At 38.0% G+C, this 15,592-nt stretch carries 16 protein-coding genes; 4 read left to right on the top strand and 12 right to left on the bottom strand.

The window, feature by feature from the left end:
* Positions 1–30: 30 nt before the first annotated feature.
* The 5 genes from ACGHCK_RS09210 to ACGHCK_RS09190 form a co-directional block, all read right to left on the bottom strand.
* On the bottom strand, positions 31–936 hold the full coding sequence (locus tag ACGHCK_RS09210) for a bifunctional riboflavin kinase/FAD synthetase (protein ID WP_202230387.1): 906 nt from the start codon (positions 934–936) through the stop codon (positions 31–33).
* A gap of 1 nt (position 937) precedes the next feature.
* Positions 938–1,843 (bottom strand): tRNA pseudouridine(55) synthase TruB, encoded by a 906-nt coding sequence (gene truB / locus ACGHCK_RS09205; protein ID WP_271328168.1) that lies wholly within the window; start codon positions 1,841–1,843, stop codon positions 938–940.
* Positions 1,844–2,198: 355 nt separating this feature from the next.
* The gene (locus tag ACGHCK_RS09200; RefSeq protein WP_251421759.1) at positions 2,199–2,651 is read right to left on the bottom strand and encodes a VOC family protein; all 453 of its coding nucleotides are present in this window, start codon (positions 2,649–2,651) and stop codon (positions 2,199–2,201) included.
* A 91-nt stretch (positions 2,652–2,742) separates the two neighbouring features.
* Positions 2,743–4,197, bottom strand: coding sequence for a ribosomal protection-like ABC-F family protein (gene abc-f, locus ACGHCK_RS09195; RefSeq protein WP_251421756.1), 1,455 nt, complete (start codon positions 4,195–4,197; stop codon positions 2,743–2,745).
* A 278-nt stretch (positions 4,198–4,475) separates the two neighbouring features.
* Positions 4,476–5,411 (bottom strand): helix-turn-helix transcriptional regulator, encoded by a 936-nt coding sequence (locus ACGHCK_RS09190; RefSeq protein WP_251421752.1) that lies wholly within the window; start codon positions 5,409–5,411, stop codon positions 4,476–4,478.
* A gap of 85 nt (positions 5,412–5,496) precedes the next feature.
* On the opposite strand from ACGHCK_RS09190, the gene ACGHCK_RS09185 reads away from it, so the two are divergent.
* From ACGHCK_RS09185 to ACGHCK_RS09170, 4 genes are all read left to right on the top strand, one after another.
* A complete protein-coding gene (locus ACGHCK_RS09185; protein WP_271328169.1) occupies positions 5,497–6,153 on the top strand; it encodes an FMN-dependent NADH-azoreductase in 657 nt (218 codons plus the stop codon).
* A gap of 107 nt (positions 6,154–6,260) precedes the next feature.
* Entirely contained in the window at positions 6,261–6,398 is a 138-nt protein-coding gene (locus ACGHCK_RS09180; protein ID WP_394304535.1) for a hypothetical protein, read from the top strand.
* Between the two features lie 4 nt (positions 6,399–6,402).
* A complete protein-coding gene (locus ACGHCK_RS09175) occupies positions 6,403–7,182 on the top strand; it encodes a hypothetical protein (RefSeq protein ID WP_394304534.1) in 780 nt (259 codons plus the stop codon).
* A gap of 11 nt (positions 7,183–7,193) precedes the next feature.
* On the top strand, positions 7,194–7,394 hold the full coding sequence (locus ACGHCK_RS09170) for a hypothetical protein (RefSeq protein WP_251421744.1): 201 nt from the start codon (positions 7,194–7,196) through the stop codon (positions 7,392–7,394).
* 535 nt (positions 7,395–7,929) lie between these two features.
* Here the strand turns inward: ACGHCK_RS09170 and ACGHCK_RS09165 are convergent.
* The 7 genes from ACGHCK_RS09165 to ACGHCK_RS09135 form a co-directional block, all read right to left on the bottom strand.
* Positions 7,930–8,094: a hypothetical protein gene (locus ACGHCK_RS09165; protein WP_251421741.1), complete on the bottom strand. Its 165-nt coding sequence runs from the start codon at positions 8,092–8,094 to the stop codon at positions 7,930–7,932.
* A 30-nt stretch (positions 8,095–8,124) separates the two neighbouring features.
* Positions 8,125–8,673, bottom strand: a complete 549-nt coding sequence (locus ACGHCK_RS09160) for a transposase (protein ID WP_251421737.1) — start codon at positions 8,671–8,673, stop codon at positions 8,125–8,127.
* 1 nt (position 8,674) lies between these two features.
* On the bottom strand, positions 8,675–8,890 hold the full coding sequence (locus ACGHCK_RS09155; protein WP_251421735.1) for a hypothetical protein: 216 nt from the start codon (positions 8,888–8,890) through the stop codon (positions 8,675–8,677).
* A 181-nt stretch (positions 8,891–9,071) separates the two neighbouring features.
* Positions 9,072–10,958 (bottom strand): BglG family transcription antiterminator, encoded by a 1,887-nt coding sequence (locus ACGHCK_RS09150; protein ID WP_251421732.1) that lies wholly within the window; start codon positions 10,956–10,958, stop codon positions 9,072–9,074.
* The gene (locus tag ACGHCK_RS09145) at positions 10,948–11,829 is read right to left on the bottom strand and encodes an ROK family protein (protein ID WP_251421729.1); all 882 of its coding nucleotides are present in this window, start codon (positions 11,827–11,829) and stop codon (positions 10,948–10,950) included. The genes ACGHCK_RS09150 and ACGHCK_RS09145 overlap by 11 nt, the downstream gene beginning before the upstream one ends.
* An 8-nt stretch (positions 11,830–11,837) precedes the next feature.
* Complete coding sequence (locus ACGHCK_RS09140) at positions 11,838–12,914, bottom strand: MFS transporter (protein ID WP_271328172.1); 1,077 nt, start codon at positions 12,912–12,914, stop codon at positions 11,838–11,840.
* A 68-nt stretch (positions 12,915–12,982) separates the two neighbouring features.
* On the bottom strand, positions 12,983–15,592 hold the full coding sequence (locus ACGHCK_RS09135; RefSeq protein ID WP_251421723.1) for a glycoside hydrolase family 38 N-terminal domain-containing protein: 2,610 nt from the start codon (positions 15,590–15,592) through the stop codon (positions 12,983–12,985).

Here is a 15,592-nt window from a genome sequence, read left to right as displayed (position 1 = left end):
ATAAAAGCCTTATTCCAAATAAGACTCTCTTTACTTTTCTTGATATTGACGTGCTTTTTTTTCATCCTCTTTCATCTGAGCAATTAGAGCATCGACGCTTTCAAATTTAATCATGTCACGAATCTTATCCAACCAAAGGACGGTTAGTTTTTCTCCATAGAGATCCAGATCCTTGTCGAAAATATGAATTTCTACTGTCTTTTCTTTACCGTTAAAAGTTTCGTTGTAGCCGATTGAAGCGAATCCTCTTTGACGTTCCCCCTGTAATAAGACATCGACAGTATAAACTCCTGGAGACGGAATATGAATGAAGTCCTTTATGGCTAAATTCGCCGTTGGGTAACCAATCGTACGACCACGAGCAAAACCATGCACAACAATTCCAGTGATTTCATAGGGATAACCTAAAAGTGCATTGGCTGACGCAATATCTCCCGTTTTCACCAACTCACGAATACGTGTAGATGAGATTTTTCCTTTTTCATCAGAAACCTCTGGAACAACAACAACTTTGTACTGATCATTGCCTTTGAGCTGTGTCATATCTGAGCCTGTCTTATGATCAAAGCCTGTGATAACAACTTTAGGCAGGAATTTATCGAGAACATTCTTGGAGAATTCCTCTGCAGTTTGTTTGGCAAAACAAGAAGTAAAATCCTTAAAGATAAGATAATCTACACCATTTTCTGCAAAAAGTTCTTCTCGTTTCTTGTCACTGGTTAATTTCAATAGCATGTCAGGTTCAAACTTTTGAAAAATGAGCGTTGGTTTTTCTGGAAAGGTTAAGACAGCAATTTTCAAATTCAAAACTGCTGCGAGTTTTTTTGCTTCTGCAAAAAGAGCTTGATGTCCTCGGTGCAAACCATCAAAATAGCCTAAAACAAGGACAGTCGGTTCATTCCAATTTTCAATTTCGTCAAAATACAAAGTTTTCATTTTAATTTATTACCTTATGTGGTTTTAGGATTCCTGATTTTTCGGGATGTTTCATATAAACAGCGAGGAGTTTGTCCTTGTAAAACAAGGCCACTTTTTTGTCTGCTTCTATATTGGCAAAATCAGACAGTTCAAATTTTTTGCCGACACGTACTGCTTCTGCTTGTTCAGAACTTAAGTCAATACGAGGCAAGTCAGATACAGCGACTTCTTTTGGCTGCAGTATCTGCCCAACTTCTTCCAGTTTCACATATTCTTCAATTTGCCCTAAGGTTAATGCATCGCCAATCTGTAAACCATTGGCAGATGTTCTTTGCAGTTTTGACATATGTCCTGCATAACCTAAAGCAGCAGATAGGTCTACAGCAAGTGTGCGAACGTAAGTTCCCTTGCTGCAAGTCACACGAAAAGTAAAACGAGCACAATCTTCCTCAAAGCTTATTGGACTTGTACGCACGAATTCTTTTATCGTCACTTGACGTATAGGTCGTTCAACATTCTCTCCAGCACGCGCATATTCATAAAGACGTTTGCCCTTTACTTTAACAGCAGAATACATCGGTGGTACTTGTTGGATGTCACCTAAAAACTTTGCCATTGCAGCATCAACGGTTTCACAAGATAGATGTGTAGGCACTTTCGTTACCTCGACAACTGCGCCTTCCGCATCCTCAGTTTCTGTCGAAAATCCTAAAGTCACTTCGCCTTCATAGACTTTTCCTGCCTCTTCCATGTACTCTAAAAGCCTTGTTGCTTTTCCTACTGCGATAGGAAGAACGCCTGTTACTTGGGGATCAAGAGTCCCTCCATGTCCTATTTTTTTTGTTTTTAATATCCCACGCAGCTTTGCCACGACATCAAAAGATGTCCAACCTGCTTCTTTATATACATTCAGAATTCCGTTCATAGCTCAATCATTATAGCACTTTTTCAAACTTATTTCAGCTAGAAGTTTCAGTTAAAGTAGGATTATATATAAAAACAACTTGACTCAAGCACTTTAGAAAAAATAAACTTGAACTAGAAAAAAGACTGTATTCTCTCATATTTTTCCTTTTGAAAGTCAACGATGAACATAAAAAATAACGCCTAACTTTAGCAATGACGTTATTTATAGAATAATGAAATGCTACCATTCTTCATACGGTTTTAAAGAGGACTTGTTCGCGCAAGTCCTTTCTTTAATTTCGCTTTATATAGATATAGAGCAAGGCAGATAGAGCAGCTAATGGGGCTAAACTCGCACGACGTATAACTGTGTTTTATCTGACAGCATTTTTGGAGTAAGGTTGTGCGTGCAACATCCAGTGCACACCATACTTATCAGTAAAATCACCCATAGCACCGCCCCAAAACTGTTCTTCAAAAGCCATATTGACTGTCACTTGACCGCTCTCCGACAGATGTTTCCAAAAAGCTTTAGCTTCTGCCATGGCTTCCGCATCTTCTGCATTCACATCCAACATGATAGAAACACCGCTATAGCCTAACTCTTCCCCTTTAAAATTATCCGCAGCCATAATCGTTACGCCTAAAATATCAAACTGACTGTGCATGGTCATCTCTGAGGCTTGATCGGCTGAAACACCAAAATCTGCTGCTTGTTCTGTACCAACAGGTACACGGTGAATATTTTTCGCCCCTAAAACTTTTTCGTAATAAACCAACGCCTCTTTCGTATTGTTGAGCGTGATATAAGGATGTACATGAGCCATAATAACCCCTTTCTGTATAGAGAAATTTTTATCTTTATTTTATCACAAGAAAGGGCTTACAGCTACTGATTTGGATTTTGTAAGTTCCCTCTCAGTCAACTTGGCGTAATTTCTTTTCTGAAATCTCATAGTGAACATCTGCCACTTTTTCCACAAAAGCTTTGTCATGTGAAGTCAAAATGATTGTTCCCGGATAGCTTTTGATAAACTTTTCCAAGGCTTCTATTGTTTCTAAATCAATAAAGTTCGTCGGTTCGTCTAGGATTAAGAGATTTGCGGGTTGGATAAAGGTGTGTGCCAAAACAGCTTTTGTCGCCTGCCCACCGGATAATTTATGGACCGCTGTTCGCATCTGACTGTGATTAAAGCCTAACTGTACGAGAAGGCTACGAATGAAAGGCTCATCGTAATCACTCTGCCCAGTCAGATATTGCAATAAAGGCAACTCTGATTGAAGCTCATAATCCAGCTGCCCATAACTGGCTATTTTCAACTTTGGCGATAAAGTCAGGTGTTCATCTCCCGCCATAATTTTTCGCAACAGACTGGATTTTCCCGAACCATTTGGCCCTGAAAGAGCAATCACTTTTCCTAGAGGAAACTGGAAATCAACCTTGTCCAGCAGGATTGCTTCGCCTGCTTTTACTGTCAACCTGTCTGCCATGATGGGAAATTTGTTGTGCAAGACGAGACTCTGAGGGAGAGGAAATCTGAGTTCTCGCTCTTCTTCTCGCTTTTCAAAGTCGCCAAGCTTGTCTAACCTTGTGTTCATGGCTTTCACTTGTCGCTGGGCTGCCTTTTGTACACTGTCTTTGGACTTGGTTGCCGAATAGCGGTCAGGCTTTATCGCACGTTTCAAATTTTTAGCGACATTGTCTGCCTGCTTGGCTATTTTAGCTTCTTTCGTGGCAATGGCACGCTCTAAAAGTACTTTTTCCTTTGCCAGCTTCTCATTATAGCGCACAACCTCTAGGGCAGCCTTCTCTTTTTCTTGGACATAGCTCTGATAGTTGCCGCTATAGACCGTCACTTGTCCCTCGGCGACTTCCCATATCTTCTGTACTGTGGCGTTAAAAAAAGAACGATCATGGGACACGATAAGTACAGTGCCGTAGTAATACTGGATTTCCTTAACCAACTCTTCAATACTTTCTTTATCCAAATGCGTGGTTGGTTCATCTAATAATAAACCTTGAGGATAGTGTGCTAAAACTTGACTGAGCATAAACTTACGCTGCTGCCCACCAGACAAGTTTTCATAAGCCTGAGCTGGCACCTGCATCCGTGATAACCACTCATAGTCAAGGGCACCCCTAGCTTCTCCGCCAACTTGTCTCAGATATTCAATATCAATGTACCGCTCAACCCTCCCATAATCAGGTTTTATCTGACCCGCAATAAGCTGTAGCAAAGTTGATTTTCCTTGCCCATTGGCACCGATTATTCCTATCTTTTCTCCCTCATAAACCGTCAAGTGTTCCATCTCTAAAATATCTTGGTCTTTAAAACTCAATCTAACATTTTTCATCTCTAGTGCTAAAGGCATCTTTTTCCTCCAAATATGTTCTGAAGGGCCGTATGAAGACACAGAAAAAAGCGGTTGCCCGCTTTCTTAATAATTTCTAAAAAGTGCAGACCACACCCTTGAAATTCTGATTACAGACCCTAAAAATATGCAATTTTAGAGTTTATTCCAGATTTTCATTGATGCTGTCATGGTTTGCACTCCTTCCTGTTCGTTATAAATTTATTTTAGCACAAAGATAGGCGAGAGCAAAAAGATTTACAATCTGATTCCCAATAGCTATGAGAAACATAAAAAACTTACTCTAGCAGTAAAAGCATCTCTTTTAAGTGATTCAAGTAAGCTTTTTTCAGTTGTGGTGGTTCTTCGACCACCAAGTGTTTACCAAAAGAGGTTAAATAATGCACCATATAGTTTAACTCTGTCTCGTGATAACCGCCTGTCATATAAAAAATACCGTCGACTTCCTCCAACTCCATGTTAGGATAACGGTGTTTTAAGAAAGACTCCTTACCAAACTGCGTCAAGCGACAACGAAAGGGGATATTGTGAAACTCACTTTCATATGTTTTTTGAAAGTCATCAAGTTCTGCCAGCGTATAAGTCTGCTTAAAACGTTCTTCAAGGACAACATCAACCATATAATCACAACGGTAAGTGCCCCACTGCTCCGCAAATATATCATAAGCACTGGAAAACCAAATCCCATCCCGATAAAAAATTTCATTAAATTGTAAATGAAGTTCTGTCCTTTCATACTGGGTATAAGTCAGCGAAACAACCTTACTTTCCAAAATCGACTGCAAAATCAAAGCCAAAGCTTTCGGTGGATTAATCGGTGGCACACTATAATAATGCACGACTTTCAGAAGTTTATCCACTTCTTTTTGCTGGGCTTGAGGCAAAAGTGCAGATAACTTTTGTTGGATTTGTTCATAAGATTTTTCAAAAGGGGTGCTGGACAGTTGCCGCAGTGCAGATAAAGCAAAGAAAATCGAATGAATCTCGTCACTATTAAAGTAAACAGGGGGTAATAATTTTTGATTGATGATTTTATAGCCGCCATGTTTTCCCGTTTCGGAGTAATAGGCCAGACCCATTTGCCCCAAAGCTTCAACATCCCGTAAAGCTGTCCGCCGTGAAATATTAAATTCTTGCATGAGGTCTTTGAGTTGAAACTCATGTTTGTCGCTGAGATAGATGAGTTCTTGGTTCAGACGTACTGATTTATCCATTTTATTTTCTCCGTTTTTAATAGTGACTCATTTTGACACTATTTCGTTGTATACTAAGTATATCAAAAGAAAGAAGATTTTATTTATGAAAACTTTAGTAATCAACGCACATCCAGACTTTGCAAATCATGAACATTTTTCTGTTCAGCTGCAGGATAAATTTCTGGAACTTTACCACACACATTTTCCAGAAAATGACCTAACCATTGTGAACCTTTATGAGGAAGACATTCCACGCATTGAGTCCGACTCACTCTGGGATGTTTGGGATAAACAAGCAGCCGGTAAGGAACTAAGCCCCTCTGAAAGTAAAATTGCTGAACGCAGTAACTTTTTATTAGAACAGTTTAAGGCTCACCAACGAATCATTGTATCCACGCCTTTACATAACTTCAACATCACCTCACGTATGAAGGACTATATTGATAACCTGATGATTGCCCGTGAAACTTTCCGTTATCTTGCTGCGCCAGATGAGCAAGGAAAAGTTTCAGAAGGCTTGATGAAAGACAACTATAAGGTGCTCATGCTTTTTGCCAGCGGCTCGGTCTATACAGCAGACAATATTTATAAATCTGTCGATATTGCACCACACTATATGCAAACAATCTTCCAAGAAATGATGGGTTTTGACGACTTTCAGTTGGTGCGGGCAGAAGGTACTGCAACTCAGGATAAGGATGAGATTTTGACCTCGGCATTTACTGATTTGGCGCAGGAATTTAGACGTTTTTATCAGTAAAATTAAGGATGAAATGAACTTTTTTATTTTTCTGGAATTTCCACTTTACACACTATGATACAATGAGAATAATAAAATAACAATATTCTGATTTAGGAGAGAATAGCATGAATTATATCACTATGGAAATTAGTTATCTCAATATACATAGAAATCTTTTATTTTTAGACAGTCATGTAGAGAAGACATTACCTTTTGAAAAAGTTGAAGTCTTATCCAATCAATCATTGTTTAAAAAAAAATAAAAAATTGGAAAAAGCCTTTAAACAAAATTATGGTTTATTGAGACTAAATGAATTCAAAGAAAAAACAAGTATTTGTTTTACATTTAAGCTCCCTCATGAGATAGAGAAATCACTTTACGAAATTGGATTAGATATCTTTAAAAATAACAATACTGCTGCAAAACAAAAGGTTGACGATATATACCATTTATTTTTTTCTAGGCAATATAAAAACATTATTATTTTATCTACAGCAATTTGGCTTGTCAAAGATTCATGTGTACAAGAAAATAATACTTATTTTATTACTAAAAGTGGTTATCAAAGTCATATACGTATAGAAATGCCGTATACTCTAGCAAATGGGGAGCGAAAAGCAATTGCTTTAACAGAGGAGGAAATAAAGCAGGTCGAAAAAAACTATTTTTTGTTGTATCCAATAATGACTAAACCTCTATCTGACGCTCCCCCTGTCATACATCATTCTGAAAGAGCATCTACTATAGAAAATGATAAATTAGATAGAAGTAAGGAATCGAGTTTTATTAGAGCATTATTAAATTTGCAGTTTGCCCGAAGAAGTGGGCACCTACCTGTAAAAATTGATTTTTATATGCAAGTTTTACAATGTGTATATGCTCTTGAAGGAATGAAGAGTACTAAAATAGAGAAAGCCCTAAAAAATATAACTACAAATTTGTTAAAGCTAAATAAAGGGGATGAAAATAATATTTCAAATATATTTGCATATTCGACTAAGCTTCAAACTTTTGAAAAGAAGCAAGAAAAAACCAAGAGCTTCTAGATACTATTAAAATGGCTTTTAGAATAAGAAGCAAACAAACTCATGGTAACAAAGTTACTTATTCTTCTGACGAAATTGAGCATACAGCGATTATAATGGATGAGTATGTGAGGCGAGTATTGCAAATTGTTTTATTACAGCCAAAACTTGACTATAATACAAAGGAGGAAGCAAAAAAAGTTTCCAAATACTTTAATGAATTTAACTATTAATCCCCGCCTCATACACTTTACTTTACTTTATTTCATTTTAATTTAATTTATTTTGTTTGACATATTGAAAAGATTGATCTGTAAATCATCTAAAATGAGTTAAAAAGCAACGGCATAAAATCCGAGTTCTGTCTACTCTGCGGTGGTAAAGCGATAAAATGAGTTTAAAAACAGGAGAAAGTCATCAGTTTTTGATGGCTTTTTTAGCTACGCTTTGTGAGAATTTGTTGGAGTAAAATCCGTTTTCTGAGGTGGTCAAATCTAACAAATCCAAAGGCAATGCGCTTGATGAGTTTACAAAGATTATTGAACCTTCTAGAGGTCCGTTGGAGTAAGGCGAGATAATGCCTCGTGAAATAGCCTGCTTGTGTTTAAGCAAGTAACGACAACTCTTCTTAAAGTCCTCTGGTAAGCTTTCAGGCAGAGTTTCAATAGCCTCAAAAAGCCCTCTGCTTGCTTATTGGCAAAGGCATCAAAAGCGTTCTGATAGACCATGTAGGCTTCTTGGAGTTTCTGAGAGTAGCTCAAAAGATAGTCAATCACCTTCGCCATCTGTCCGCCATTCGCCTCTGAAAAGCGGGAATTGCTTACGGTTCTGATAATTGACCTTGCCGTTCCACTTGAGGAGCTGACGCCAGTATTTCTTGAGTTTGCGATAAACCTTGCCATTGTCTCCTTTGAGTTTCTTCAATTCCTTCATTTCCTTGATCCGCAGTTGATTGAAAGCTCTCTATAATTGCTGGATAAGGTGGAAACCATCAATGATGAGCTGGGCATTAGGAAAAAGCTGGAGTAGACCAGGGTAAGAGGCATTCATGTCCATGACGATATCCTTGACTTTCAAGCGCGCAGGACGTGGGAATTTTAGGAAATAGCTGATTAAGTCGGCTTGTTTGCGAGATTCTAGAATATCTAAGATGTCATGTGTTAAACCATCCGCGTAGACAAAGGCAAGCCCATTATCGTCATTTTGAGTGGCTTTGAATTCGTCAAAACAGAGCACTTCTGGTAGCTGCCTAAAAGGTTGTTTTAAAGGTGTTTGATCCACGATTTTCCAACAAGTGGCAGGCGAGATAAAGTAGCGTCTTGCCACATCTTTCATTGCCATTTTGACCTTGAAATCAAGAAATACAGCCGCTCGAACGGTTGAGGCAATTTTGGCACCAGCTTCTACAAAGTAGGGATGAGGGGTGAAGAGGCTTTGACAATCTGTACAAGTTAACTTTGGCTTGGTCAATCTCAAGACACGTGGGCGATGTCCTGAGGGTGTGAGTAGCACGTCAGAAGTGTTGTAAGCAATGGACTTTACGTTCTTCTGAGATGACTCCACACTGCGGACAGATGGTCTTGTGTGGGCGATAATTTGCATGAAAAATCTGTGCTTGATGAATACCTATACAAGTTGAGTAACCCAAAGTAAGGAAATCTTCGGTTGGGAATTCAAGCTCTGAGGCTTTGAGGTCAAGCAATAATGTGATAGAATCTGAATGAGTCATAGGTTTTCCTTATAAAATAAGTGTGTCGAAACTCTATTTTATCGAATTCCTATGATTTTTCTTGTACAAAAAATGGCAATAGATTTTCATCTACCACCATAGATTATACAGAACCAAAATCCGTTGCTTTTCACATTATAACTTTCGGAAAAATTCCACCTCAACTTAATAATATTAGTCACTAAGACTGCGTATCGGTGAGAAATTCAAGAATTTCTTTTTCGCTCCCTTTCAGCAGGATGCTGTGTTCTGAGGAATCTATAATTTTAAGTAAGGTACCGTAAATTTGTTCTAACTCTTTGATTGAGCGATCTTTAATACACATCAGAAAGACATACCTCACTTTTTCTTTTCCCCATGTTAGCTCTTCTTTGACGCGCATAAAAGCAATAATCGGTTTTTTCACCTCCGAAACATCTAGAGGATGCGGTGTAGCGAAAGATTCTAAAGACGTAAAGGATAACTTCTCACGTTCCAAACATGATTCAATAAACCCTTCTTCAGCATAACCTCTTTCGATTAGTTTTTGACCCATGAACAAGATGGCTTGCCCAATGGTGTTTATTTTCTCATCTAAGAAAATAAAGTCTTCTGAAATAAGCTCTGAAAACTCTTCTGAGAATATCTGAGCTTTTTTCTGGAAAAAATTAGCTTGGAAGCTAGAAATATTTTCAATGTCTTCAGCAGATAAAATCGGTGAAAGCTTAATTACCGGATGTCCAGGCAAGTTAAAGTCCAAAGTCGTTAAGACTAAGTCTTCCGTAATCTCTGTTTGACTTATCTCCTGAACAGTAAGAATTCTCGAAATCAAAATATTAGGAAAAATCTTTCTCAATCGAGCCATCAAAAATTGAAAAACGCCTTGTCCACTTGCACTAATGAGTACAGCTAAAACGGGTGTTTGACTGCTTTCATGCTCTTTTAAAACTTGTATATGCAAAGCAATATAGGCAACCTCATCCTCTGTTAAGAGTATCTCAAAATTTTCTCGGAGCGCCTTTGCAATGCTGAGACTGTCTTCAAAAGCAAGTGCATAATTTTTCTTAATATCTTGTAAGTTAGGGTTGCGTACAGAGCGTCCCTTTCGTGCACGGGCAATAGCTTCTCGAATATGATTGACCACTACATCTAATAACTGTTCATTGGAGTTTCTTGTAATTCTATCTAATATTCTCTTTATTTTTCGTTCTTCGTCATTATGCTTTTCAGACTTCTGTTTATGCAAAGTTAGAAAGGCAGAAAAGGCAGTAGCAGCACCTTCTGAGAAATCAAGCACTGCAAGCTTAGTAAATTTCTTCCAAAACTTACGTACAGCTTCTTCAGCTTTCACCTCAAAAGAATCAAAAGTCATTAATTTTTCCGAACTGGCTAAAAGATAGAGAAGCAAAAACTGATAGCTCTCATCACGTATAACTATTTTTTCTGATGTTAAGAAATCAGTCAATAAGTCCGCAATTCGCTTAAAATCTTCTACTTCATTTTTGCTCAAAAATATTTTAGGAACATTTTGTAAAATTTGTAGGAAGCGGTCCTCATCTTGGATAATTTTCCAGTTTTCATGATAAAAGTAATCTAAACAAGCCACAAAGATACTTTGGCGTTCTGCTTCTGCAAGTTCAATTAAAATACCTTTTTTAGAAATAACTGTTAAAGTCGCCCCCAGTTCTTCCAGAATTTGTTTAACTTTCGTTAAATCTTTTTCCAGAGTTGACTTACTGATAAAAAGTTGCTGGATAAAAGTTTGTTTGCTTATAGCTTCCTTTTTCTTCAATAGAGAAAATACTATAAAAGCCAAACGATCCTGCTGTGTCTCTGGTACAAAGTCACTAACAAGCTCCGCCTCCAGTAACCTCACAAATGCTTCATCCGAACCTTTTAAAGAAACGCCAACATTTGGTTTTCTAATAAGTACCACATCACTTCCTTTAAGTGAAAAATCGATCGCCTTAAGGGTGTTTGAAACAGTCTTATTTGATACTTTCAAATGCTTCGCAATTTCCGAAATGGTTACTGTCTGATGAGCATGAATATACTCAAGGATAGCGCGTTCCCGCGGGTCAAGTTTCAAGAGAACCTCCCTTCAAAAAATGATATAAAGCCCCTAAAAGATTAGCATCGTTACCAAACTTTCCAATCACTAAACGAGGAAACATATAATTGGCACGTCTAGCCATAACTTGTTCGATGGTTTCATCTAGCATTCGTTTAAAATAAGGATTTTGACTTACAGCGCCGCCCACAACAATAATTTCTGGATCAAGCGAATATTGTAAATTCAAAGCAGTGACAACTAAATAACTCAGTTGTTCTTTATAGAGTTTTTCTACCGTTTGGTTTTCTTGTGCCCTTTCAAATAACTCAAGTCCATTTCTGATAGAATAGCCCTTTTGATTGAGATATTGCAGCAAACCATGAAAACCAATTTTCCCTCCCAAGGAAGCATAATGCTGCTCTTCAGGCCTGTTCTGAACTAACATATACCCCAGCTCTCCACCATTCTTATGTGCTCCTCGATGGATGTCTCCATTGATTAATATTGCTCCACCAACTGCTGTACCAATGACAAACATAGCAGCGATACTTGCTTCCTGTGCACTCCCTCTCCAGTATTCTCCAAGCAAGGCACACTTGCCATCATTTTCAATACTCATTGGCAACTGAATTCTTAAAGATAAGTCCCTTAAAAAAGGCTTCCCAATCAAGTATTCAAGAGCTGAGGATGTTGTTAAAAGTCCTGATTCATAGTCAAAAATACCAGGTGAACTTATGGCTACTCCTGACAAATTTTGATACGTTTTGCATAACTGGTCCATTCGTGCCAACAATGACTCATAACTCTCTGGAATAACTTCTGAATATTTTTCTATAATAGTGCCATCTTTTGAAAGCAAACCATATTTTAAAGCTGTCCCACCTATATCAAAAACCAAATAAACCATCTTTTTCCTCATACATTATTTGAAGCGAGTCTTTTATAAAAGATTACCACAAAGCCAAAAGCAAACAAACTAATCAGCAAGTAGCTGACTAAAATACCGCGTACACCTATAGTTTCAAGAGATAAGGCATAAAGTTGTGCCAGCCCTACACCGATAAGATTAGCTATAAAAGTAAAGCGCATCGTTAAAGTCCCTACAATTTCATTACCTAACTTGGCTCTCAGCAAGGTCAGAAAACCGATATATAAGAAAGCAAAATTAATCCCATGAAAAAGATAAGTTGCTACAAAAGATACTGCATTAGGACTTACGATAGCTAGAGCCCAGCGAATAATGGAAGCCAAGAAACCAATGAATAAGACTTGCTTCGCTCCGATTTTTCTAATTAAACGATCCACTACATAAAAAGCTGATACCTCAGAGATGCAAGAACCGATAAAAACAGCAACACTCACATATAGGGTCACATGCTGCAAGGGTAAAGAAAATTGTTCTCGCAAGTAGCCATTAAAGAGATAGCCAAAAGATCCTGGTAGTGTCGTGACTACAGCACAGCAAAAAATAAATACAAGTGCTGACAGTGGCAACTTCATCTTCTTTTTATCATAGCCTTGCTCAACGCTACTTCGACTTGAAAAAGGTGTTTTCAGATTGAGAAACAGTAAGATAAAATTAATCACCACGGATAAAATCAATAAAATAGGAACTTCAAACTCTAGGAACAGAAAGCCACTCACTAAAAATCCGCTTGTAGCATAGCCGAGTGAACCAAACATACGATATTTGCCGAAATCAAGACGTTTTTTACTGGCTTCTTCTAAAAGTAAACTCTCATAAAAAATATCACAACCTACGGCACCTACTTGATAGATCAGAAAGCCAACAATAAAAACTGTAGGAAACTCAACAATAAAAAGAAGAGCGGAAATTATTATTCTGAGAATTAGAGTCCCACGAATAACCGAGTTCCTGTGTTTACTTCTTTCTAAGATGCCACTATATAACAGTATTGAGCCAATAACAATAAGTTGCACAAATGTCAAAACTTGCAGACTAGTGGCAGACGATACATTTTTGGCTGCCATCAGTGGCTCATATTGAAAGATCCACATAGCTGTCAATACTGAATACAAGTAGAGCTGAATGCGAAACATCAATTGCGCCATAGTTTAATACTTACCATATCATATGGAGCAATCTCAGACTGTGCTGCTACAATAGCTTCCTGCGCGTTAACAAATTCATATTTGGCATAATGCGAGAAGTCAAAGTCCCCAATCGCCAAAGGTTGGCTTGTTGGATTAGCCAAGCGTAAAACTTCTGCCTCTGTGTCATATAACGACGGCATGAAAGTTGTATCAAAAGCAGAACCATCGATTTTAAGTAATGAAAATGCATCAACACGCGCTATGCGCTCGTCATCGGCTTGGATTTTATTGTCCAAACGATGAATAAATTTATTCAGCACCTGATTTTGATAAGCAATATTAGGCGATATATATTCTGCCCAGTGTTGAGAAGTCGCAAACTCATCAAAGGCTTGAGCGTTCACAACTAGAGCAAACTCAAAGCGTTGCTCACCTAATAATTCAGCCATCGGCGTCGGCATCATGACATGCCCTTTTTTAGTCGTATCTCCTGACGCTCGCCCCGGACGATATGCGAGATTTGGTTTACCTAACTGTGAAGTCGTAGCAAGCAGTGTTAAATATAAACTTCCTTTTTGGAATTGGTACTCTTTCAAGCCTTTTCCAAAAGCACTCACATGATAATGTTCATTCGCAACAGAAACACTCTTATCAAATGGTTCTAAATCAATTGGATACTCGACATAGGACTTAAACCAGTTTGGAATATCTTCGGTCAAGGACTCACGGGAAATGAAACCAAAAGGTAAAGAAGCAATTGAACGTGTGTTCTCCACGCCAGTATTAAGCTTTAGACGCAAACGGTGGCTAAGGATTTGATTGTCAATGACTAAAATACCTTCTATCAATTCACTGTTTTTCTTCAAAGTCAAGGTCAGAGTCATTGTCAGACTTCCCAGCTCTTTTGTTTCCAGACGATTTTCTAAAGTTTTGGGAAGCTGGAACTGACCACTTAGTATCATCTTCTCAGCCAGTGATGTTTTTTGTACCTGACTATCTGTAAGACGTAGAATAATCGGTTCATCATCTTTGAGCGGTGAGAAATCATAAGTATCGCCGTCGTTTCCCATGTCCTCAAACTCTAAAAAGTTTTCTAAATGAATCCCGTCTGTAGTAAGGAGCGAAAGTTTTCCAGCTTCATTATTGATTGTATAGTATTCATTTTTAATTGCCACATCATTTGTTGCAACAAATACTTCTGCTTCTTCTTGGCTGTCTTCTATTGTGAAGATTTTGTAGCCCATACTCGGAATTTCTACATGCGCGAGAGCATACAAACGATAGTAGGGATCTTCGTTGATGTATTTATTACCTTCTGGCGTTTCTAAAAGAAGATTGTCTTTACCTGCAAAATACTCTTCATCCACAATAATCATCTCTTCAATACCGGATAACTTGATGTTTTTGCTTGCTGCTAAGAAATCAATCTGCTTATAGCCTTTAAAGTCTTTGGATGTCGTATTGAAAACCAAGATTTCCTTATCAGAAAGGCCTAATTTTTCACTCAAGCGTTTGACAATATAGTTCTCCATACCATCAGCAAGTTCTTCTGCTTCTTTCATACGATGAAGAATATCAACTGCTACATCATCCGATACACAGCCGCCCATTGAATCATGGGCATGTCCTTCAAGTATTTTTTTCCAAGCGATAACTAATGTTTCTGTACTGAGTGTAATCCCATGTGCTTTACCTATAGCAAGCAATGGTTCTACACGTTTCAAGAGTTTTTGTTCAATAATGAAATTTGTACGCTTAATATCGTAGCGAACAGAACCGATAGATTTATGTGCACGAGTTGTACAAGGTTCACGGAACTCCCCTTTATATTCTGGAAGATTTTCTTCTTTTTTTATGACATCTAAAAATTCTTCATATGAACTTTCGATAAAATCATAGTCTGTTTTTTCAGAAATTGCCTTAAGAGTTTGTGGTAAACTACGGATAATATCTAACTGATCGCCGCCTGCAGTCAGTAACAAATCATTGACGTCCGTCCATTTTTCTGTCCGTTTTACAGCAGGAAGTAAACGTTCTTCGATATATTCAGGTTCATCTTTCAAGAAGGCTACTGCACCATAGCCATCTACCAAGTTCATGGCTGTAATTTCTTTCTCTCCCAAACCTTTCCAGGTGAAGTAAGGACTCTGCGTATGTTTTTCCAGATTGAGACCACGCCAGAAAACAATATTGTCTAAGCCGCAATGTTGCAAGACTGTCGGCCACTGTGCATTATGTCCGAAAGTATCTGGCAGGTAACCAATTTTCATTTCCTCGCCGTACTTACGACTGTCACGCATACCAATAATCATATTACGGATTAGACTTTCCTCATCAACAAAGAAAGCATCTGTTTGGGTATACCAAGGACCAATAGCAAGCTGCTTATTAGCGACAAGTTTTTTCACATTCTCTAGTTGCTGCGGATTAAGACGCATATAATCATCCAAAATTGAAGATTGTCCGTCTAAACAGAACTTCGCTTCGGGATTTTGCAAAAGTTCATCGATTACATTATTGAAGAGATTATCACTCAAAAGAAAAGCATCCATGGTCGTGAAATACCACTCTCTGTCCCAATGCGTATGATTAACAATATGTACTTTCTTTTTCAT

It is taken from the genome of Lactococcus muris (assembly GCF_042849115.1).
GTDB classification, from domain to species: Bacteria; Bacillota; Bacilli; order Lactobacillales; family Streptococcaceae; genus Lactococcus; species Lactococcus muris.
The sequence above is the reverse complement of the archived record's forward strand: the minus strand, read 5'-3'. Positions and strand labels throughout refer to the sequence as shown.

What these genes read in the sequence shown, in the direction of transcription:
- ACGHCK_RS09210 (WP_202230387.1), bottom strand. Translation starts at nt 936, where the DNA reads ATGAAAACTTTGTATTTTGACGAAATTGAAAATTGGAATGAACCGACT.
- truB (WP_271328168.1), bottom strand. Translation starts at nt 1,843, where the DNA reads ATGAACGGAATTCTGAATGTATATAAAGAAGCAGGTTGGACATCTTTT.
- ACGHCK_RS09200 (WP_251421759.1), bottom strand. Translation starts at nt 2,651, where the DNA reads ATGGCTCATGTACATCCTTATATCACGCTCAACAATACGAAAGAGGCG.
- abc-f (WP_251421756.1), bottom strand. Translation starts at nt 4,197, where the DNA reads ATGCCTTTAGCACTAGAGATGAAAAATGTTAGATTGAGTTTTAAAGAC.
- ACGHCK_RS09190 (WP_251421752.1), bottom strand. Translation starts at nt 5,411, where the DNA reads ATGGATAAATCAGTACGTCTGAACCAAGAACTCATCTATCTCAGCGAC.
- ACGHCK_RS09185 (WP_271328169.1), top strand. Translation starts at nt 5,497, where the DNA reads ATGAAAACTTTAGTAATCAACGCACATCCAGACTTTGCAAATCATGAA.
- ACGHCK_RS09180 (WP_394304535.1), top strand. Translation starts at nt 6,261, where the DNA reads ATGAATTATATCACTATGGAAATTAGTTATCTCAATATACATAGAAAT.
- ACGHCK_RS09170 (WP_251421744.1), top strand. Translation starts at nt 7,194, where the DNA reads ATGGCTTTTAGAATAAGAAGCAAACAAACTCATGGTAACAAAGTTACT.
- ACGHCK_RS09165 (WP_251421741.1), bottom strand. Translation starts at nt 8,094, where the DNA reads ATGAAGGAATTGAAGAAACTCAAAGGAGACAATGGCAAGGTTTATCGC.
- ACGHCK_RS09155 (WP_251421735.1), bottom strand. Translation starts at nt 8,890, where the DNA reads ATGACTCATTCAGATTCTATCACATTATTGCTTGACCTCAAAGCCTCA.
- ACGHCK_RS09145 (WP_251421729.1), bottom strand. Translation starts at nt 11,829, where the DNA reads ATGGTTTATTTGGTTTTTGATATAGGTGGGACAGCTTTAAAATATGGT.
- ACGHCK_RS09140 (WP_271328172.1), bottom strand. Translation starts at nt 12,914, where the DNA reads ATGGCAGCCAAAAATGTATCGTCTGCCACTAGTCTGCAAGTTTTGACA.
- ACGHCK_RS09135 (WP_251421723.1), bottom strand. Translation starts at nt 15,592, where the DNA reads ATGAAAAAGAAAGTACATATTGTTAATCATACGCATTGGGACAGAGAG.